Source organism: Curtobacterium sp. MCLR17_051, assembly GCF_003234395.1.
In the GTDB taxonomy this organism is placed as follows: domain Bacteria; phylum Actinomycetota; class Actinomycetes; order Actinomycetales; family Microbacteriaceae; genus Curtobacterium; species Curtobacterium flaccumfaciens.
Genome location: NZ_QKTA01000018.1, coordinates 66,278 through 83,213, shown reverse-complemented (window position 1 = coordinate 83,213; position 16,936 = coordinate 66,278). Strand labels below are relative to the sequence as shown.

Below are 16,936 nucleotides of genomic sequence, written 5' to 3'. Positions count from 1 at the left end.
TGTGTATAAGAGACAGGGGCTGGGTGGGGCTCGCGCTGCCTGGTCGAATCGGGCGTACCGGGTGATCTCGGGCGTACCGGGTCGGAACTTCTGACCAGGTACGCCCGTTTCCACATTCCATCGCGGGCGTTCTGGGAAGGAACGCCCGCTCGTGTTCGCCGTCTCGCGCTACGCTTCGCTCGTCGTTGTGAGAAGGGGGAGCGCGATGGTGCTCAGTTGGTCCGCGTTCAGTGAGCTCGAGGGGCCGGGGGAGTCGGGGATGCCCGACCTGTTCGGCGGCTGGTTCGGCATCGCCTTCGGGGTCGTCGCGGCGCTGATGATCCTCACGACCCTGACGATCGTCATCCTCACGCTCTACCGGGGCAAGCGGATGGCCGACCGTGGTCAGAACCCGCTCACCATGCAGGAGGACATCGCGTACCAGGCGATGCAGAGCCGCACGTTCGCACCGGACAAGCCACTCGAACAGCGGCTCGCCGAACTCGACGACCTGCACGCCCGCGGCGTGATCTCCGACGAGGAGCACCGCAGCGCCCGAGCCGAAGCGCTGCGTGGACGATGATGGCCTCCGAAGAAGTGCAGAACCCCCTGATCCCGCCGGTCTACGACCTCGTCTGGACCCTGCTGATGGCACTCATCGTCATCGCGGTCATCGTCGCCGTGTGCATCGCGGTCGGCCGCAGCCGGCGCCCGCACGGTGCCCGTCGGAGCTCGCCGGAGCAGCGGCTCCTCGAACTCGACGAGCTGCACGCCCGCGGGGTCATCACCGACGACGAGCGTCGAGCCGCGCGGGCCGAGGCCCTGCGCGGTTAGCCTGGTCGGGTGCTGCTGCCGACGGACCTGCTCGGGGTGTGGGACCTGCACCGCACCGTGCACGACCACCGCGCCGGTGCCACGGGGACCGTCACCGGGACGACCACCCTGACGCGGGTCGGTGACGACGAGGTGCGCTGGGACGAGTCGGGCGTGATGACCTTCGACGGTCGGACGACGCCCGTGTCCCGGACCCTCGTCCTGCGGCGGACGAGTACCGGCGGCTGGACCGTGCACTTCTCCGACGGTCGGGTGTTCCACGACTGGGTCTGGGGCACGAGCGTCGCCCACGCCTGCACCCCGGACGACTACACGGGTGCCTTCGACGGCGACGAAGACCGCTGGACGGTGCGGTGGGAAGCGCGCGGCCCGGCGAAGGACTACCGGCTGGACAGCGTCCTCACCCGACCCCGGTCGTGACCCTGGGTCGGCGGTCACCGCCAGACTGGGGGCATGGCACGCTCCTCCGGCACCGACGCCCCGCGCATCACCCTGACCGAACCCACGAACCTCGAGGACTGGGTGCCAGCACCCGGTGACGTCCTGACGGGTGACCGCATCGAGGGCAAGCGCATCGACGTCCTCGGCCTGGCCGGCGAGCGACTGCCCGACCTGGAGATCGAGGAGTGCGTCATCGACACGTTCCGGGGCGACGACGCGGACTTCCGTGGGCTCCGGGTCCGTGACTCGATCATCGACTCGCTCGACGCCCCGATCCTGCGGGCGTCGAGCAGCTCGTGGCGCGAGGTCCGGGTCTCCGGCGGGCGCGTCGGCTCGGCGGAGCTGTACGACTCCGGGCTGAACGGCGTGGAGTTCGTCGGCATGAAGTTCGGGTTCGTGAACCTGCGCGGCTCGACGATCACCGACGTGGTGTTCCGTGACTGCGTCATCGACGAGCTCGACATCGCCGACGCGAAGCTGCTGCGGGTGTCGTTCGACGGCAGCAGCATCCGCGCCGCCGAGGGGTCGAACACCCGCATCGACCACGTGGACCTGCGCGGAGCGGACCTCGATCGGGTCGAGCGGCTCGAGGGGTTCCGCGGGGCCACGATCGGGGCCGACCAGTTGTACACACTCGCGCCGCTGCTGGCTGCACAGGCCGGCTACCGCGTCGACTGACGGCTCCCTCGCGCCGTGCGAGGTGTGCCCACGAGTCGTGCGAGGTTCCGCACTCGGTGCGACCACGCGGACCTCACACCGAGTACGGAACCTCGCACCGGATGTCAGAAGCCCGCGTGGCGCGTCGCGTCAGCCGACGCCCGCGCCGACCCCGGCCAGCGCCACCGCCAGGTCGGCCTGCACCAGGTCGCCGTGCACCGCCGCACCCGTCTGGGTGCCGGCCGCCGCCGACGCGATGACCGTCGCCATCGGGGCCGTCACGTTGCCGGCTGCGTAGACCCCGCGCACGGCGGTCTGCCCGGCGGCGTCCACGGTCAGCGCGGTTGCGAACCGGTGGTCGCCCATGAACTGGTCGGTGGCGTCGAGGCCGAGCCCGGACAGGAACGCCACCCGCGCTTCGGGCCGGCTCGCCGTGGCCAGGGCATCGAGCTCGACGAACGACCCGTCGGTGAGCCGGACCGCGGTCAGCCGGTCACCCTCGGAGACCACGGCGGCGACAGCGCCCTCGACGACCGAGATGCCACGGGCCGCCAAACCGGCCAGGGCGGTGTCGTCCATCAGGGCCGGCTCGGTCAGGAACACGATCACCCGATCGCTCAGCGCCCGGAACATGAGCGCGTGGTGTGCGCCGTTCGGCGTCGTGACGAGGACCCCGATCCGCTGGTCGCGGATCTCCCACCCGTGGCAGAACGGGCAGTGCACGACCCCGCGCCCCCACTGCTCGGCCAGGCCCGGGACCTCCGGCAGGACGTCCACGGCGCCGGAGGCGACGACCAGCCTGCGCGCCGTGACGACCGCGCCGGAGTCCAGCGTGACCGAGAAGCCGACCGGGTCGTGACCGTCACCGGTCGTGGCGGACGTGGCCACGATCCTCCCGGCGGTGACCTGGACACCGTAGGCGGCGACCTCGTCGCGACCGATGCGGAGCAGCTCGGCGGGCGCGACGCCCTCGTGGCCGAGGTAGTTGTGCGCGCCGGCCGCCGGGGCGTTGCGGGGCTCGCCGGAGTCGACGACGAGCACCGAGCGCCGCGAACGGCCGAGGATGAGGGCGGCGGAGAGGCCGGCGGCCGAGCCGCCGATGACGATGACGTCGAAGTGTTCAGGCATGCGCTGATCATGCGGCGGATCGAGCGAGAACAGCAACGAAGTTTGCCGGTGTGGCAACATGGCCGCCATGGGACACGGCAACCAGGACGCGACCACACCGCGCACGACGGCCGAGGTCGTCGACGGGGTCGGCCCCCGCCTGCGCGCGCTGCGTGCCCACCGCGACGTCACGCTCGCCGCGCTGTCCGAGCAGACGGGGGTCTCGGTGAGCACCCTGTCGCGACTCGAGTCGGGCCAGCGGAAGCCCACGCTGGAACTGCTGCTGCCCCTCGCGCGGGCGTACCAGGTGCCCCTCGACGACCTGGTCGGCGCACCGCAGACCGGCGACCCGCGCGTGCACATGAAGCCCGAGGTGCACGGCGGCCGCGTCGTCGTGCCGCTGACGAAGCGGACCGGCGGGGTGCGCTCCTTCAAGCAGCTGTTCCCGCCGAACACCCCGGGTGGGGAGCCGTCGCTCAAGACGCACGAGGGCTACGAGTGGCTCTACGTGCTGTCCGGACGGCTCCGGTTGGTGCTGGGGGAGCACGACCTCGACCTCGGACCCGGTGAGGTCGCCGAGTTCGACACCCACACCCCGCACTGGATGGGCAACGTGACCGACTCCGTCACCGAGGTGCTGTGCCTGTACGGGCCGCAGGGTGAGCGGGCGCACGTGCGGTCTCGACCCGCCCGGTGACCCCCTGCGTCAGTCCGTGAAGACGTTCGCCACGACGTCGTCGAGCAGATCGCTCGTCTCGATGTTCGACTGCTGGATGTGGATGCCGAGGTCACCCCGCGTGTAGTACGTGTCGCCGTCCGTGACCGGGTACTGCGAGTTCTTCGAGACCTTCTGGCACAGGTACCCGTCGGACTCGTCGCCGCAGTCGTAGCCCTTCGCCGAGAGCTGCTCGAGCGCGTCGCGGGCTGCGGTCGGGTCGACGGCGTCCACCGCGATGGACAGGTACGAGATGTCGGCCTGCGGCTCCCGCCACACGCAGTACAGGCGCTTGCCGTCGCCCTGCAGCGCCGGGGTGAACGAGCTCTTCGGGATCGCGATCGGGTCGCCGACGACCGACGGGTCGTTGAGCGGTGCCGATGCGAACGCCTTGTCCCACTTGCCAGGGGTGATCAGGTCGGTGCAGCTGGCCGGGACGGTGACGGTCTCGTCGCTCGGGGCCCCGGTGTCGGTGGGGCTCGGAGCGGTCGTGGTGTCGGTGGGGCTCGGTGCCGTCGTCGGGTCGGCTGCGGTGGTCACGCTGTCGCTCGCCGGTCCGGCCGGTCCGGCCTGTGCGCAGCCGGTCAGGGCGAGGCCCGCCGCCAGCAGGGCAGCGAGCGTGATCGTGTGGCGCATGGTTCCCCTTCGTCCGGTCTCGTCAGGTCGTGACCGTCGCTCACGAACGTACCGACCGAGGGCCGCGGTGGCTGAGACCGTCACCGATTCGTTGTCCCCCGACCCCGTCGGTCAGCGGCTGCGCCACCACCGCCGCGACCGCGACTGCGATCGCAGCCGTCGCGCCCACCGGCGCACCGGGTTCGCCCGCCGGCCGTTCACGCGGAACGTGTGGAAGGCGCGTCGCGTCCGCACCCAGACGGACGGGAGGCCCGCCAACGGTCGTGCGGACACCTGCACGGTGAGCACGGGGTCGGCCACCACCCGCCAGGCCGGGTCGAGCTGCATGCTCAGGTCGACGTCGTCGTGCACCTCGGCGTCGTCGCGGTGCGCTCGCCCACCGACCGCGGCCCAGGTCGACCGGCGCATCGCCATGGCGGACCCGAACAGCGGCGGACGCCCGAGCGCGCTCCACATCAGGACGAAGTACGGGCCCATGTACACGGCGTTCCACAGTCGGCGCGCCACGGCGCCACCGTTCCGCGGCCGGCCCGGACCGGTGACCGCGACGACCTCGGGGTCGGCGAGCAGCCGGACCGCGTCGGCGATCCACGACGGCGGTGGGACGGAGTCGGCGTCGAGCCGCACGACGACGTCGCCGGACGCCCGGTCGTAGCCGCGCGCCGAGGCCCGGGCGATCCCGCGCACCGGCTCCGTGAGCACGACCGCGCCAGCATCCCGGGCGATCGCCGCGCTGTCGTCAGAGCTGCCGTTGTCGACCACGACGACCTCGTCGGCCGGCCGGGTCTGAGCTGCGAGGGCGGCGAGGCACCGGCGCAGGTGCACGGCGTCGTCCCGCACGGGGATGACGACCGAGACACGGGGCATCCGTCGATCCAACCGGCTTCCACCTGTGCGGATTGCCGGACCGCGTTTCCCGGCATTCCTGGGTCCTGGCCCAGAGGGCAGCGCGCACGTTCGATGGCGAAACGCCCCCGGTGCACGCCGGGGACGACGACAACCGGAAGGCCGACCATGACCACGAACCCACCCGGGAACGACTCCGGGACGCCCATCCACGACCGCACCGCAGCCTCCGAGGGGCACGAGGTCGCCCCCGGCGTGACCGTGCCGTCGTACGCCAGCGGTACCCCCGCCGCGCGACCCACCGACCCCGGTGCGCCCCAGACCTACGACCCGTACGGCGACAGCGCCGCCGAGGTGCCGTTCGACGCGCCCCTCGACGCCGTCCCGGCCGACGAGCAGCTCCCCGCCGTCCCGTCCGCGGCATCCGCCGGCAGCGTTGGTGGCTCCGGCAGCACCGGCAGCGCCAGCGGCTCCGGTAGTGACTCGGGCAGCGGCTCCGGCAAGGCCGACGCGGCCAAGGGTGCCGCGCAGGACGTCGCCGGCGACGCCAAGGACAAGGCCGCGAACGTCGCGGGCACCGCCAAGGAGCAGGCGTCGAAGGTCGCCTCCGAGGTGACCGACCACGCCAAGCAGCTCTACGGCCAGGCGTCCGAGAACCTCAAGCAGCAGGCCGGCGAGCAGCAGCAGCGCGCTGCCGGCGGACTCCGCTCCCTCGGCGAGCAGCTCGGTCGCATGGCCGAGAACGACGACGAGCAGGGCGTCGCCTCGAAGGTCGTCCGCGACCTGTCGGGCCGCGCGACCTCGGCCGCCGGGTTCCTCGAGAACCGCGACCCGGGCTCGCTGCTCGACGAGGTGAAGACCTTCGCCGCGAAGCGCCCCGGCACCTTCATCGCGATCGCCGCCGGTGCTGGCCTGCTCGCCGGACGCCTGACCAAGGCGCTCGCGACCGAGGTCAAGCACGAGAAGGAGGCCGGCGACGGCACCACCGGATCGGGGAGTGGCGTATGAGCCAGTCCGTCCCCGGCGCGACACCCCTGGGCGAACCGACGCCCGAGGAGCGCGCTGCGACCACACCGCTCGGTGAGCTGCTGTCCGACGTGTCGCGTGACCTCTCCAGTCTGTTCCGGCAGGAGGTCGCCCTCGCGAAGGCCGAGCTGACCGACTCCGCGAAGAAGGCCGGCAAGGCGGGCGGGATGTTCGGCGGCGCCGGACTCACCGCCGTGTTCGCCCTGCTGTTCCTGTCGATCGCAGCGTGGTGGGGCCTCGGTTACCTGATCGGCAACGCCTGGTCCGCCCTGATCATCGCGGTCGTCTACGCGATCGTCGCCGCGATCCTGGCCGTCCGCGGGCGCAAGGAGATCAAGGAGATCAAGGGCGCCCCGCAGACGGTCGAGACCGCCAAGGAAGTCCCCGAGACACTCAAGCCCAACACCGGGAGGAAGCCATGAGCACCCCAGACGAGATCCGCGCCGACATCGAGCGCACCCGCGGCGAACTCGGCTCCGACGTCGACGCCCTCGCCGACAAGGTCAGCCCGTCGTCCATCGCCCACCGCCAGAGCGAGAAGGTGAAGGGCCGGTTCCAGGACGTCCGTGAGTCCGTGATGGGCGCGGCCCAGTCGGCTCGCTCGAGCGCCTCCGGTTCCGCCTCGGGCGCGACCGGCCAGGCGAAGGACGTCGCGCAGAAGGGCGTCGAGAAGGCGAAGGGCAACCCGCTGGCCGTCGGCCTCATCGCCTTCGGTGCCGGTTGGCTGGTGTCGTCGCTCCTGCCGACCACCGAGAAGGAAGAAGAGCTCGCCGGTGAGCTGAAGGACAAGGCTGCACCGCTCGTCGACGAGGTCAAGGAGCAGGCGAAGGACGTCGGCTCGCAGCTCGGCGACGTGGCGAAGGAGCACGCGCAGGACCTCAAGGGGACCGCGCAGGACGCCGCGCAGGCGGTCAAGGGCGAGGCGCAGGGGGCCGCGTCCGACGTCAAGGACAACGCGCAGGGTGCGGCGGACGACGTCCGCAGCAGCTGAGCGGAACCCCGTGATGGACAGGAGGCGCGGTGCCAGCTGGCACCGCGCCTCCTGTCCGTGAAGCGGTAGCGTTCCGGGCATGGACCCGATCGACGAGCTCGCTGCGGAGCTCCGACAGTCCATCGGCCGGGTGGTGCGTGCCGCACGACGTGAGGCGGACGCGCTGCCGGCCACGCACACCACCACCCTCGGGTTCCTGCACCGCGAGGGCCCGATGACGATCGCGGAACTCGCGCGCCGCCGCGGGGTGAAGCACCAGGGGCAGTCCCGCACGGTCGGCGAACTGGCCGAACTCGGGTACGTCGACCGGACGGCGTCGGACACCGACCGCCGAGCGTCGGTCATCCGGATCACGGACGCCGGCCGGGCCGCGCTGCAGCGCGACATGGACGCCCGCACGGACTGGCTGGCCGACGCGATCCGCGAGGAGACCGACGCCGAGGAGCGTGCGCTGCTGCGCCGACTGCCCGAGCTGTTCGAGCGGGTCGCACGCCGGGCCGACTGAACGACCCCTCACCTTCAGGCCAGCCGCAGAAGTACAACACGGCTGTACAGTTGTGCGCATGGAGTTGACGAAGTACAACCACGCCACCGTCGTCCTCGAGCAGGACGGCGTCACCCTCGTCATCGACCCCGGGGTGTTCACGCCCGAGGCCATCGACCTCGTCCGCGGCGCCGCGGGCGTCCTCGTCACGCACGACCACCCCGACCACTTCGACATCGACGCCCTGCGTGCGGGGCTCGCGGCGAACCCGGACCTCGTCGTCCGCGGTCCGGAGACCGTCGTCGAGCAGCTCGGCGAACACCACGGGCGGGTCGCAGCGGTGCACGTCGGCGACACGATCACCGTCGGACCGTTCTCCGTCCGGGTCTTCGGCGAGCAGCACGCGGTCATCCACCCCGACATCCCGTCCACCGCGAACGTCGGCTACCTGGTGGACGACGCGGTGTTCCACCCGGGCGACGCGTACCTCGAGCCCGGCGTCCCGGTGCCGACCCTGCTGCTGCCGACGAGCGGGCCGTGGACGAACACCGCCCAGGCCGTCGACTACGTGCGCGCCGTGGCGCCCGAGCGAGCGGTGCAGATCCACGAGGCGATGCTGAGCGAGCTCGGCCAGCAGTCCGCCGCGCGCTTCCTCGGTCCGGACGGTCTCGGGCCGGTGCCCGTCCTGATCCTGCCTGCGGGGGAGACGATCACCGTCTGACGGACGCGGGTGGCCCCCTGGGAGGCGATCCGGGCCTCCCGAGCAGCATGGTGGGATGGCCGACGCACCCACGACAGCAGTCCTCTTCGACATCGACGGCACCCTCGCCGACTCGAACTACGCGCACATCGACGCGTGGTGGCGGGCGTTCCTGGCGGCGGGGGAGTCCGTCGACGCCTGGCGGATCCACCGTGCGATCGGGATGGACTCGGCGAAGCTGCTCGAGACGCTGCTGCCGGACGCGTCCCAGGAGACCCGCGACACCGCGAAGCAGTTCCACACCGCCTACTACGCCGAGCAGATGCCGCGGCTCCGGCTGCTGCCGGGTGCGCGCGAACTCCTGCAGGCCGTCGCCGAGGCCGGGCACGCCGTGGTCCTGGCGACCAGTGCGCCCGAGCACGAACTCGCCCGCCTGCGCGACCTGCTCGACGCGGGCGAGTGGGTCACCGCCGAGACCAGCTCCGAGGACGTCGAGCAGGCGAAGCCGGACCCCGGCATCATCCGGGTCGCGCTCGACAAGGCCGGGGTCTCCGCCGACGACGCCGTGATGGTCGGGGATGCCATGTGGGACGTCGAGTCCGCCGGCAAGGTGGGGGTACCGTGCGTCGGCGTCATGACCGGCGGCATCGGCGGCGACGAGCTCCGCGGTGCCGGGGCGGCAGAGGTGTACGACGACGCGGCGGCCGTCCTCGCGGCGTTCCGCGCCGGCGAGGGCCCGATCGCGGCACTCGGCCAGCGCGCCTGACGGGCGGTGCCGGTCGCGCCTGACGGGCGGCGCCGATCGCGCCCGACGGGCGCCTCGGTTTCCGCGTCGTCGGTCGCCCGTGCCAGGATCGACGTTCGTGATCACGATCGAACGCGTGTCCTGGGATGACCCCCGCAGCGTGGTGCTCCGCGCCCGCATGGACGACGAGATGCACGAGCGCTACGGGTCGGCGAACGCCGGCGAGGACCCGGCGGTCACCGCCGAGCGGGGTCGTGCGCTGAGCGTCGACCCGTCGACCGTCGTCACGTCGATCCTGGCCGTCGACGAGTCCGGCGAGCCGGTCGGTCACATCGCCGTCCGGCGCCTGGGTGACGAGGTCGAACTGAAGCGCCTCATCGTGCTGGCCTCCGCGCGTGGCAAGGGTGCGGCCACCGCACTGCTCGACGAGTGCGAGCGCGTCGGACGTGAACTCGGCACCCCGCGGCTCATCCTGCAGACCGGCGACAAGCAGCCCGACGCCGTGGCGCTCTACCGCAAGACCGGCTGGGACCAGATCGACGTCTACGAGCCCTATGCCGCGACGATGCCGTGGTCGTTCTGCTTCGAGAAGACGCTCTAACTCGATCCGATCCGGATTGCACTTTCAACACGAGAGTGCAATTCTTGCTCGGTGAGCACCACCGAACGCACCCGCGCGCTGCGTCGACGCATGATCGTCGAGGCACGTCGGGCGACGGTCGAACACGGGCTGCACGGGTTCACGATCGAGCAGCTCTGCGAGACCGTCGGGGTGTCGCGCCGCACGTTCTTCAACCACTTCGGGTCGAAGGACGACGCCGTGCTCGGCATCGAGCTCAACGCCGACGTCGAGGCGATCGACGCCTACGCCGCGGGCGGGATCGTCCCCGGCGAACTGGACCCCCTCGGGTCGATCGTCGCGCTGGCGATCGACCAGTTCCACCGGGTCGGCATCGCCCGCGCCGACGAGGCCCTGGTCCGCCGGGTGTTCGAGCGGGAGCCGGCACTCGTCGCACGGTTCCTGTCGGCGACCGACGTTCAGCTCGCCCGGATCACCGTGGCCCTGCGGCGACGGTTCGGGTGGGACGACCCCGCCGACCGCCGACCGCGCCTGGTCACCGAGGCCGCGGCCGCCTTGATGAAGGCCGCCGCGACCGAGTACTTCGACGACGCGTTCGACGAGGCCACGGGGCCGACGTTCGACGAGCTGCTCACCGAGAACCTCCGCCTGCTCAGGGCGGTCACCACGACCGAACGGGAACACACCACATGAGCGCCACCGCGCCGGGCACCACCAAGCGTGCCCGCCCAGGCTCCGACGGCCCGCTGCTCCTGACGCAGCGTCGCATCTGGATCATCTTCTCCGCCCTGATCGCGGGGATGCTGCTCTCCAGCCTCGACCAGACCATCGTCTCCACCGCGATGCCGACCATCGTCGGCGAACTCGGCGGCGTCGCGCACCAGGCCTGGCTGACGACGGGGTACCTGCTCGCCTCCACCATCGTGATGCCCGTCTACGGCAAGTTCGGCGACGTCCTCGGCCGACGCAACCTGTTCCTCATCGCGATCGCGCTGTTCACCATCGCGTCGGCCGGGTGTGCGTTCGCCACGGACTTCACGCAGCTCGTGGCGTTCCGCGCCATGCAGGGGCTCGGCGGCGGTGGCCTGATGATCCTGTCGCAGGCGATCATCGCGGACATCGTCCCGGCCTCGCAGCGCGGCAAGTACCTCGGCCCGCTCGGTGCGATCTTCGGCCTGTCCGCCATCGGTGGCCCGCTGCTCGGTGGCTTCTTCGTGGACCACCTCACCTGGAACTGGGCGTTCTACATCAACATCCCGGTCGGCATCGCGGCGTTCTTCGTGGCGTGGTTCGCGCTGACCCTGCCGAACAAGAAGGCGACGAAGCGCATCGACGTCCTCGGCGTGCTGTTCATGTCCGCCGCGACCACGTGCCTGGTGTTCTTCTCGGAGTTCGGCGGCAGCAAGGACCACGGCTGGGACGCCCCCGAGACCTGGGCCTGGTTCGCCGGTCTCGTCGTCTCGGCAGCGCTCCTGGTGTTCGTCGAGTCCCGTGCGCAGGACCCGGTGCTCCCGCTGTCGTTCTTCCGCAACCGCACCTTCCTGCTGGCGACCGGCATCGGCCTCGTGCTCGGCATCGGCATGTTCGCCGCGATCGGCTTCGTCCCGACGTTCCTGCAGATGGCCTCGGGTACCTCGGCTGCGGTCTCCGGCCTGCTGATGCTGCCGATGATGGCCGGCCTGATCGGCACCTCGATCGCCTCGGGCGTCCTGATCACCAAGACCGGGCGCTACCGGATGTTCCCGATCGTCGGCACGGTCCTGGTGGCCATCGCGATGCTCGCGATGACCCAGCTGGCGGCGGACACCCCGATCTGGCTCATCTGCGCGTACCTGTTCGTCTTCGGTGCGGGGCTCGGCCTGATCATGCAGGTGGTCGTCCTCGTCGCGCAGAACGCCGTGCCTGCCGAGCAGGTCGGGACCGCCACGTCGACGAACAACTACTTCCGCGAGGTCGGCGCCTCCCTCGGCACGGCCGTCTTCGGCGCGCTCTTCACCGCGCGGCTCACGACGTCGCTGACCGACGTGTTCCGCGGTGCCGGTGGGTCGGCGACCGACGCGGCGTCCTCGGCGGGGAGCATCGACCCGTCGACCGTCGCGGGCTTGCCGCCGGCGGTGCAGGACGGCGTCGTGAACGCCTACGCCGACTCGCTCGCACCGGTGTTCTGGTACCTCCTGCCGTTCATCGCGGTGGCGTTCCTGCTCGCGCTCTTCCTGCCGCAGATCACGCTCTCCGACACGGCCGGCATGGTCGCCCGTGGCGAGGCCGTCGGCGGCGACGAGGCCGACGAGCTCGAGCGCGCGCAGCGTGCTGCGCGCGCGGAGCACGCGGCGGCGGAGCCGACGGACCGCACGCAGCAGTAGCCCGCCTCGCGAAAGCGACAGATCTGCGCGGAATGTCCGCGGACATCTGTCGCTTTCGCGGTCCTGCCGGCCGGTGGGCGGCGAGATCTGTCGCCATGGCGGGGTGGTCGCGCCCGTCGCTCCCTGGAGGCGCGGTGCGGGCTGGCACCGGGCCTCCCGTCCGGCGCGTCCGCGCCCACGGCGCGTGGCCAGCCCGCCTCCTTCGCGAAAGCGACAGTTCTCCGCGGAACATCCGCGTCGAACTGTCGCTTTCGCGGACCTGCCGCCTCGGACGTGCGAGATGTGTCGCTTTCGCGGGCCCGGCTCGGGCGCCGGCGCGGCGCGCTACGCGCCGGTGCTCGCGCGCGGCACGAGCCGCGTCGGCAAGGCAGCGGGCTCGGCGGCCGTGCCGTCGAGCGTCGCGAGGAGCCGCAGTGCCGCAGCGCGACCGAGGTCGGCGCCGGGCAGCGCCACGCTCGTCAGGGCCGGCGCGGTGACCGACGACGACGGCAGGTCGTCGAAGCCCGCGACCGCGAGTGCGCCGGGGACGGCGATGCCGAGCGCACCGGCGACCCGCAGGACTCCGTAGGCCAGGGTGTCGGCTGCCGCGACGACGGCGGTGACGTCGTCGTCCTGCCAGGCCTCGATGACGTGCTCGGTGGCCGAGGCCGCGGCCTCCACGGTGAGGTCGGCGCGGGCGGTGACCTCGGAGACCGTGATGCCGGCGTCCGCGCAGGCCTGCTCGAACAGTTCGCGGCGCACGCCGAACGTCGCCGCCCACGAGGTGCCGTCGAGGTATCCCACGTGCCGGTGCCCCTGGTCGTGCAGGTGGGCGACGAGGTCGTGCACGCCGGTGGAGAGGTCGTAGTTGACGGCCTCGGGCCCACCGGGGGCGTCGAGCAGCACCACGGGGACGCTCGCCGACATCGGCTCGTCGGCGGCCGGTGCGTCGACCAGGATGCCGGCCGGCCGGAGCCGTTCGAAGCGCCGGACGTCGGCCGCGACCGGCTGTGCACCCCGCTCGGTGACGGAGAGCACGAGCTGGAACCGGTCGCCCAGGGTGTCGCGGACGCCACGGATGACCTCGGCGAAGAACGGGTTCGACAGGTCGGGGGCGATGAACACGACGAGGTCGCCGCTGCCGCGGGCCAACGAGCTGGCGGCGTGGTCGACGACGTAGCCGAGGTCGTCCACGGCGTCGCGGACCCGTGCGGCGATGGTGGCGGAGACCCGCCCGCGGTCCTTGCCGTTCACGACGAGGGAGACCGTGGCGATGCTCGTGCCCGCACGCTCGGCCACCATCGCAGCGGTCACACGACGGCTCGGAACGGCGGGGGAGGGCACCCGTCGATGCTAGCGAGCGCGGTGGTCGAACTTGACGTCAAGCGTTTGACGTGTTTCGATGTCAAACGCTTGACGCGCCGCGTCGCCAGCGCTCTGCCGGCCCGTGGATCCCCACCACGTCGAGCACTCACCTCGATTCCCCGAAGAAGTGGAGCGCCCAGCGTGCCCGATGCGACCCAGCCCGCCGCGAAGATCATCCTCGACTGCGACCCCGGCCACGACGACGCCGTGGCGCTCCTGCTCGCCCACGGTAGCCCGGCCATCGACCTGCTCGCGGTGACCACCGTCGTCGGCAACCAGACCCTGCCGAAGGTCACCCGCAACGCCCTGGCCGTCGCCCGCATCGCCGGCATCACCGGGGTGCCGTTCGCCGCCGGGGCCGCCCGCCCGCTGCTGCGCCAGATCGAGGTCGCACCGGACATCCACGGTGAGAGCGGCCTGGACGGCCCGATGCTCCCCGAGCCGTCGTTCGACCTCGACGAGCGCCACGCCGTCGACCTGATCATCGACACCGTGATGGCCCACGAGCCCGGCACGGTCACCCTCGTGCCGACCGGGGGTCTGACGAACATCGCCCTCGCCGCCCGCAAGGAGCCCCGCATCGTCGAGCGCGTCAAGCAGGTCGTGCTCATGGGTGGCGGCGTGCACGTCGGCAACTGGAGCCCGGTCGCCGAGTTCAACATCGTCATCGACCCCGAGGCCGCGGCCATCGTGTTCGAGGCCGGCTGGGACGTCGTGATGGTCGGCCTCGACCTGACGCACCAGGCCCTCGCCACCCCCGAGGTCGCCGCGCGCATCGCCGGCGTCGGCACCGCCCCCGCCGCGTTCGTCGGCGAGCTGCTCGACTTCTTCGGCCAGACCTACAAGGACGCCCAGGGCTTCGACGCCCCGCCGGTCCACGATCCCTGCGCCGTCGCGTACGTCATCGACCCCACGATCGTCCGCGCCGTGAAGGTCCCGATCCACGTCGAGACCCAGGGCGCCCTGACCCTCGGCATGACCGTCGCCGACTTCCGCGCCCCCGCGCCCGAGGACTGCCGCACGAGCGCCGCGATGGAGCTCGACCACGGCCGGTTCTGGGACCTCGTGGTCGACGCCCTCGAGCGCATCGGCGAGACGGCCGACACCGGGTGGACCCCACGTGCCGCCGCCGACGCCGTCGAAGCCGGCATCACCACGACCCCGGAGCACTGAACCCCATGACCACCACCTCGACGAAGAAGTCGATCGGCGCCCTCACCGCCGCGCTCCTCGCCGCGTGCATCGCGTTCCAGCTGAACGCGAGCATGCTCAGCCCCGCCCTCGTCACGATGGCGCGCGAGCTGAACACCGACGACGCCACGATCGGGCTGTCGCAGACCCTGTACTTCACGCTCGCGGCGCTGTTCTCGCTGTTCCTGCCGCGGCTGTCCGACATCGTCGGCCGCAAGCGGGTGCTGATCGGCATGCTCGCCGTGATGCTCGTCGGCAGCATCGTCGCCGCGCTCGCGGTGAACGTGCCGATGCTGTTCGCCGGTCGCATCATCCAGGGCGTCACCGGTCCGGTCGTCCCGATCTGCCTGCTCGTCCTGCGCAACGAGATCAGCGACCCGAAGCGCTACGGCGCCGCCCTCGGGCTGCTCACCGCGGTGAACGGCGGCATCGCGGGTGTCGACGCCCTGGCCGGCGGCTGGATCGCGACGAACTTCGGGTTCCGCGGGATCTTCTGGGTCATCGCCGTCGTCACCGTCCTCGCCCTGTTCCTGGTCGCCGTCTGGGGTGTCGAGTCGAAGCCCTCGGCCGGCACCCGGATGGACTGGATCGGCGTCGTCCCCCTCGTGGTGAGCGTCGGTGCGCTGCTCACGGCGTTCAACGAGGCCGGCAAACTCGGCGCGGCGAACCCCGTGCTCGTGGTCGGTGGCGTCGTGGTCGCGCTCGTCGCCTTCGCCGTGTTCTGGGCCGTCGAGTCGCGGGTGCGGGAACCCCTGGTCGAGACCCGGTTCCTGAAGCGCCGGGCGACATGGGCGCTCCTCGCCACGACGTTCCTCACCATGACCGGCGTCTTCGCCGTCGTCAACGGTCTGGTCACGTCGCTCGCGCAGAACGGGGACGCCGGCTTCGGGATGGAGGCCGACCTGGCCTCGCTCGTGTTCCTCACCCCGTACGCGCTGGTCGGCTGGATCGTCGGACCCTTCGCCGGACGCCTCGCCCCGACCATCGGGTACCGCGCGGTCCTGCGCTTCGGACTCATCGGCAGCATCGTCTCGACGGTCCTGATGGCGCTCGTCGGCGTGCACTCCCTGCCGGTGCTGGTCACCGCGACGGTGCTGATCGGCATCACCTACGCCGGCATCGCGAACATCATCCTGAACGGCCTGGGCATCGTGCTGTCGCCGGAGTCGAACCCCGGGTTCCTGCCCGGCCTGAACGCCGGTGCGTTCAACCTCGGCGCCGGGGTCAGCTTCGCCGTCCTGCCCGCGCTGCAGATCGCGCTCGGCGTCGGCGGTTCCGCGGGCACCGCCGGGTACTCCGGTGGCATGCTGCTCGGGGCCGCGATCACGACCGTCGCACTCGCGATCTCGTTCCTCATCCCCCGTCCGGAGGGTGCCGAGACCACGTCCGTCGCCCCGCAGAAGGAGACCGTCCGTTGACCGAGAGCATCGTCGTCGTCGGGTCGCTCAACGCGGATCTGGTGGTCCGCACCGCGCGCTTCCCCCAGCCCGGTGAGACCCTGCAGGGCTCCGACCTCGCGATCCTGCCCGGGGGCAAGTCCGCCAACCAGGCGGTGGCTGCCGGGAGGCTCGGGGGCACGGTGCGCATGATCGGTGCGGTCGGCGACGACGGGAACGGTGCGCTGCTCCGCGACTCCGTCGCGGCTGCGGGTGTCGACACGACGCACGTCGCCGTCCGTCAGGGAGCGGCGACCGGCACCGCCGTCATCACGGTCGACGCCGCAGGCGAGAACACCATCGTGATCTCCGCCGGGGCGAACGGCACGCTGACGCCGGACGACGTGCCGACAGACGTCTTCGCCGGCGCCGCGGTGCTGGGGCTCTGCCTCGAGGTGTCGATCGACGTCGTCCTCGCCGCCGCCCGGGCCGCGCACGCTGCCGGGGTCACGGTGCTCACGAACCTGTCGCCGTTCGGCGCCGTGCCGGCCGAGCTCCTCGAGCTGACCGACGTCCTGCTGGTGAACGAGCACGAGGCCGCGGCGCTCGGCGACCACGGCGTTGCCCGGTCGATCGTCACCCGTGGTGGTGCCGGCTGCGTCGTGCACGACGGGGGTGCCGAGCCGGTGTCGATCGACGCCGTGCGGGTCGAGCCGGTGGACACCACGGGCTGCGGCGACGCCTTCATGGGGGCGGTGGCGCTGCGTCTGGCGGCGGGGGACGCCCTCGTCGACGCCGCTCGGTTCGCGGTGGGGGTCGGGGCGTACGCCGCGACCAAGCCGGGCGCACAGGCCTCGTACCCGACCACCGCCGAGCTGGAGGCGTTCCTGCGGGCGGAGGACGGGCCTCCAGGCCGTTAGC

At 71.8% G+C, this 16,936-nt stretch carries 21 protein-coding genes; 17 read left to right on the top strand and 4 right to left on the bottom strand.

From position 1 onward, the window contains the following. The first annotated feature begins 205 nt into the window (after nucleotides 1–205). The 4 genes from DEJ06_RS14585 to DEJ06_RS14570 are packed head-to-tail and all read left to right on the top strand — an operon-like array spanning nucleotide 206 to nucleotide 1,932. A complete protein-coding gene (locus tag DEJ06_RS14585) occupies nucleotides 206–562 on the top strand; it encodes an SHOCT domain-containing protein (protein WP_111039786.1) in 357 nt (118 codons plus the stop codon). After that, the gene (locus tag DEJ06_RS14580; RefSeq protein ID WP_111039785.1) at nucleotides 562–813 is read left to right on the top strand and encodes a hypothetical protein; all 252 of its coding nucleotides are present in this window, start codon (nucleotides 562–564) and stop codon (nucleotides 811–813) included. The genes DEJ06_RS14585 and DEJ06_RS14580 overlap by 1 nt, the downstream gene beginning before the upstream one ends. A gap of 9 nt (nucleotides 814–822) precedes the next feature. Next, nucleotides 823–1,233 (top strand): DUF6314 family protein, encoded by a 411-nt coding sequence (locus DEJ06_RS14575; RefSeq protein WP_111028628.1) that lies wholly within the window; start codon nucleotides 823–825, stop codon nucleotides 1,231–1,233. 33 nt (nucleotides 1,234–1,266) lie between these two features. Next, complete coding sequence (locus tag DEJ06_RS14570; RefSeq protein WP_111039784.1) at nucleotides 1,267–1,932, top strand: pentapeptide repeat-containing protein; 666 nt, start codon at nucleotides 1,267–1,269, stop codon at nucleotides 1,930–1,932. 129 nt (nucleotides 1,933–2,061) lie between these two features. Here DEJ06_RS14570 and DEJ06_RS14565 read toward each other — a convergent pair whose 3' ends face one another. Next, a complete protein-coding gene (locus DEJ06_RS14565; RefSeq protein WP_111039783.1) occupies nucleotides 2,062–3,039 on the bottom strand; it encodes an NAD(P)/FAD-dependent oxidoreductase in 978 nt (325 codons plus the stop codon). Between the two features lie 58 nt (nucleotides 3,040–3,097). Here DEJ06_RS14565 and DEJ06_RS14560 point away from each other — a divergent pair, with 58 nt between their 5' ends. After that, a complete protein-coding gene (locus DEJ06_RS14560; protein ID WP_111039782.1) occupies nucleotides 3,098–3,715 on the top strand; it encodes a helix-turn-helix domain-containing protein in 618 nt (205 codons plus the stop codon). 9 nt (nucleotides 3,716–3,724) lie between these two features. Here DEJ06_RS14560 and DEJ06_RS14555 read toward each other — a convergent pair whose 3' ends face one another. After that, nucleotides 3,725–4,369 (bottom strand): hypothetical protein, encoded by a 645-nt coding sequence (locus tag DEJ06_RS14555; RefSeq protein WP_111039781.1) that lies wholly within the window; start codon nucleotides 4,367–4,369, stop codon nucleotides 3,725–3,727. Nucleotides 4,370–4,480: 111 nt separating this feature from the next. Then, nucleotides 4,481–5,236 (bottom strand): glycosyltransferase family 2 protein, encoded by a 756-nt coding sequence (locus tag DEJ06_RS14550; RefSeq protein ID WP_111039780.1) that lies wholly within the window; start codon nucleotides 5,234–5,236, stop codon nucleotides 4,481–4,483. A 147-nt stretch (nucleotides 5,237–5,383) separates the two neighbouring features. On the opposite strand from DEJ06_RS14550, the gene DEJ06_RS14545 reads away from it, so the two are divergent. From DEJ06_RS14545 to DEJ06_RS14505, 9 genes are all read left to right on the top strand, one after another. After that, nucleotides 5,384–6,223, top strand: coding sequence for a hypothetical protein (locus DEJ06_RS14545; protein ID WP_111039779.1), 840 nt, complete (start codon nucleotides 5,384–5,386; stop codon nucleotides 6,221–6,223). Next, a complete protein-coding gene (locus DEJ06_RS14540) occupies nucleotides 6,220–6,663 on the top strand; it encodes a phage holin family protein (RefSeq protein WP_051597109.1) in 444 nt (147 codons plus the stop codon). Before DEJ06_RS14545 ends, DEJ06_RS14540 begins: the two co-directional genes overlap by 4 nt. After that, nucleotides 6,660–7,232 (top strand): DUF3618 domain-containing protein, encoded by a 573-nt coding sequence (locus DEJ06_RS14535; RefSeq protein WP_027467152.1) that lies wholly within the window; start codon nucleotides 6,660–6,662, stop codon nucleotides 7,230–7,232. Before DEJ06_RS14540 ends, DEJ06_RS14535 begins: the two co-directional genes overlap by 4 nt. Nucleotides 7,233–7,311: 79 nt before the next feature. Beyond that, the gene (locus DEJ06_RS14530) at nucleotides 7,312–7,737 is read left to right on the top strand and encodes a MarR family winged helix-turn-helix transcriptional regulator (protein ID WP_071245883.1); all 426 of its coding nucleotides are present in this window, start codon (nucleotides 7,312–7,314) and stop codon (nucleotides 7,735–7,737) included. Nucleotides 7,738–7,795: 58 nt separating this feature from the next. Continuing rightward, nucleotides 7,796–8,437 carry an MBL fold metallo-hydrolase gene (locus DEJ06_RS14525; protein WP_111039778.1) on the top strand — a complete coding sequence of 214 codons (642 nt, stop codon included), beginning with the start codon at nucleotides 7,796–7,798 and terminating at the stop codon, nucleotides 8,435–8,437. Between the two features lie 55 nt (nucleotides 8,438–8,492). Then, nucleotides 8,493–9,182, top strand: a complete 690-nt coding sequence (locus tag DEJ06_RS14520) for an HAD family hydrolase (RefSeq protein ID WP_111039777.1) — start codon at nucleotides 8,493–8,495, stop codon at nucleotides 9,180–9,182. Nucleotides 9,183–9,279: 97 nt separating this feature from the next. After that, entirely contained in the window at nucleotides 9,280–9,762 is a 483-nt protein-coding gene (locus DEJ06_RS14515) for a GNAT family N-acetyltransferase (protein WP_111039776.1), read from the top strand. A gap of 51 nt (nucleotides 9,763–9,813) precedes the next feature. Further along, on the top strand, nucleotides 9,814–10,434 hold the full coding sequence (locus DEJ06_RS14510) for a TetR/AcrR family transcriptional regulator (RefSeq protein WP_181436897.1): 621 nt from the start codon (nucleotides 9,814–9,816) through the stop codon (nucleotides 10,432–10,434). Continuing rightward, nucleotides 10,431–12,104 (top strand): MDR family MFS transporter, encoded by a 1,674-nt coding sequence (locus DEJ06_RS14505; protein WP_111039775.1) that lies wholly within the window; start codon nucleotides 10,431–10,433, stop codon nucleotides 12,102–12,104. The genes DEJ06_RS14510 and DEJ06_RS14505 overlap by 4 nt, the downstream gene beginning before the upstream one ends. 324 nt (nucleotides 12,105–12,428) lie before the next feature. Here DEJ06_RS14505 and DEJ06_RS14500 read toward each other — a convergent pair whose 3' ends face one another. Next, nucleotides 12,429–13,427 carry a LacI family DNA-binding transcriptional regulator gene (locus DEJ06_RS14500; protein WP_258372537.1) on the bottom strand — a complete coding sequence of 333 codons (999 nt, stop codon included), beginning with the start codon at nucleotides 13,425–13,427 and terminating at the stop codon, nucleotides 12,429–12,431. 162 nt (nucleotides 13,428–13,589) lie between these two features. Here DEJ06_RS14500 and DEJ06_RS14495 point away from each other — a divergent pair, with 162 nt between their 5' ends. The 3 genes from DEJ06_RS14495 to DEJ06_RS14485 are packed head-to-tail and all read left to right on the top strand — an operon-like array spanning nucleotide 13,590 to nucleotide 16,935. Then, nucleotides 13,590–14,621, top strand: coding sequence for a nucleoside hydrolase (locus DEJ06_RS14495; protein WP_071251777.1), 1,032 nt, complete (start codon nucleotides 13,590–13,592; stop codon nucleotides 14,619–14,621). A 5-nt stretch (nucleotides 14,622–14,626) separates the two neighbouring features. Further along, entirely contained in the window at nucleotides 14,627–16,057 is a 1,431-nt protein-coding gene (locus tag DEJ06_RS14490) for an MFS transporter (RefSeq protein ID WP_111039774.1), read from the top strand. Next, on the top strand, nucleotides 16,054–16,935 hold the full coding sequence (locus DEJ06_RS14485) for a ribokinase (RefSeq protein ID WP_111039773.1): 882 nt from the start codon (nucleotides 16,054–16,056) through the stop codon (nucleotides 16,933–16,935). The genes DEJ06_RS14490 and DEJ06_RS14485 overlap by 4 nt, the downstream gene beginning before the upstream one ends. The last annotated feature ends 1 nt before the right edge of the window (nucleotide 16,936 follow it).

What these genes read in the sequence shown, in the direction of transcription:
- DEJ06_RS14585 (WP_111039786.1), top strand. Translation starts at nt 206, where the DNA reads ATGGTGCTCAGTTGGTCCGCGTTCAGTGAGCTCGAGGGGCCGGGGGAG.
- DEJ06_RS14580 (WP_111039785.1), top strand. Translation starts at nt 562, where the DNA reads ATGGCCTCCGAAGAAGTGCAGAACCCCCTGATCCCGCCGGTCTACGAC.
- DEJ06_RS14570 (WP_111039784.1), top strand. Translation starts at nt 1,267, where the DNA reads ATGGCACGCTCCTCCGGCACCGACGCCCCGCGCATCACCCTGACCGAA.
- DEJ06_RS14565 (WP_111039783.1), bottom strand. Translation starts at nt 3,039, where the DNA reads ATGCCTGAACACTTCGACGTCATCGTCATCGGCGGCTCGGCCGCCGGC.
- DEJ06_RS14560 (WP_111039782.1), top strand. Translation starts at nt 3,098, where the DNA reads ATGGCCGCCATGGGACACGGCAACCAGGACGCGACCACACCGCGCACG.
- DEJ06_RS14555 (WP_111039781.1), bottom strand. Translation starts at nt 4,369, where the DNA reads ATGCGCCACACGATCACGCTCGCTGCCCTGCTGGCGGCGGGCCTCGCC.
- DEJ06_RS14550 (WP_111039780.1), bottom strand. Translation starts at nt 5,236, where the DNA reads ATGCCCCGTGTCTCGGTCGTCATCCCCGTGCGGGACGACGCCGTGCAC.
- DEJ06_RS14545 (WP_111039779.1), top strand. Translation starts at nt 5,384, where the DNA reads ATGACCACGAACCCACCCGGGAACGACTCCGGGACGCCCATCCACGAC.
- DEJ06_RS14540 (WP_051597109.1), top strand. Translation starts at nt 6,220, where the DNA reads ATGAGCCAGTCCGTCCCCGGCGCGACACCCCTGGGCGAACCGACGCCC.
- DEJ06_RS14535 (WP_027467152.1), top strand. Translation starts at nt 6,660, where the DNA reads ATGAGCACCCCAGACGAGATCCGCGCCGACATCGAGCGCACCCGCGGC.
- DEJ06_RS14530 (WP_071245883.1), top strand. Translation starts at nt 7,312, where the DNA reads ATGGACCCGATCGACGAGCTCGCTGCGGAGCTCCGACAGTCCATCGGC.
- DEJ06_RS14525 (WP_111039778.1), top strand. Translation starts at nt 7,796, where the DNA reads ATGGAGTTGACGAAGTACAACCACGCCACCGTCGTCCTCGAGCAGGAC.
- DEJ06_RS14520 (WP_111039777.1), top strand. Translation starts at nt 8,493, where the DNA reads ATGGCCGACGCACCCACGACAGCAGTCCTCTTCGACATCGACGGCACC.
- DEJ06_RS14505 (WP_111039775.1), top strand. Translation starts at nt 10,431, where the DNA reads ATGAGCGCCACCGCGCCGGGCACCACCAAGCGTGCCCGCCCAGGCTCC.
- DEJ06_RS14490 (WP_111039774.1), top strand. Translation starts at nt 14,627, where the DNA reads ATGACCACCACCTCGACGAAGAAGTCGATCGGCGCCCTCACCGCCGCG.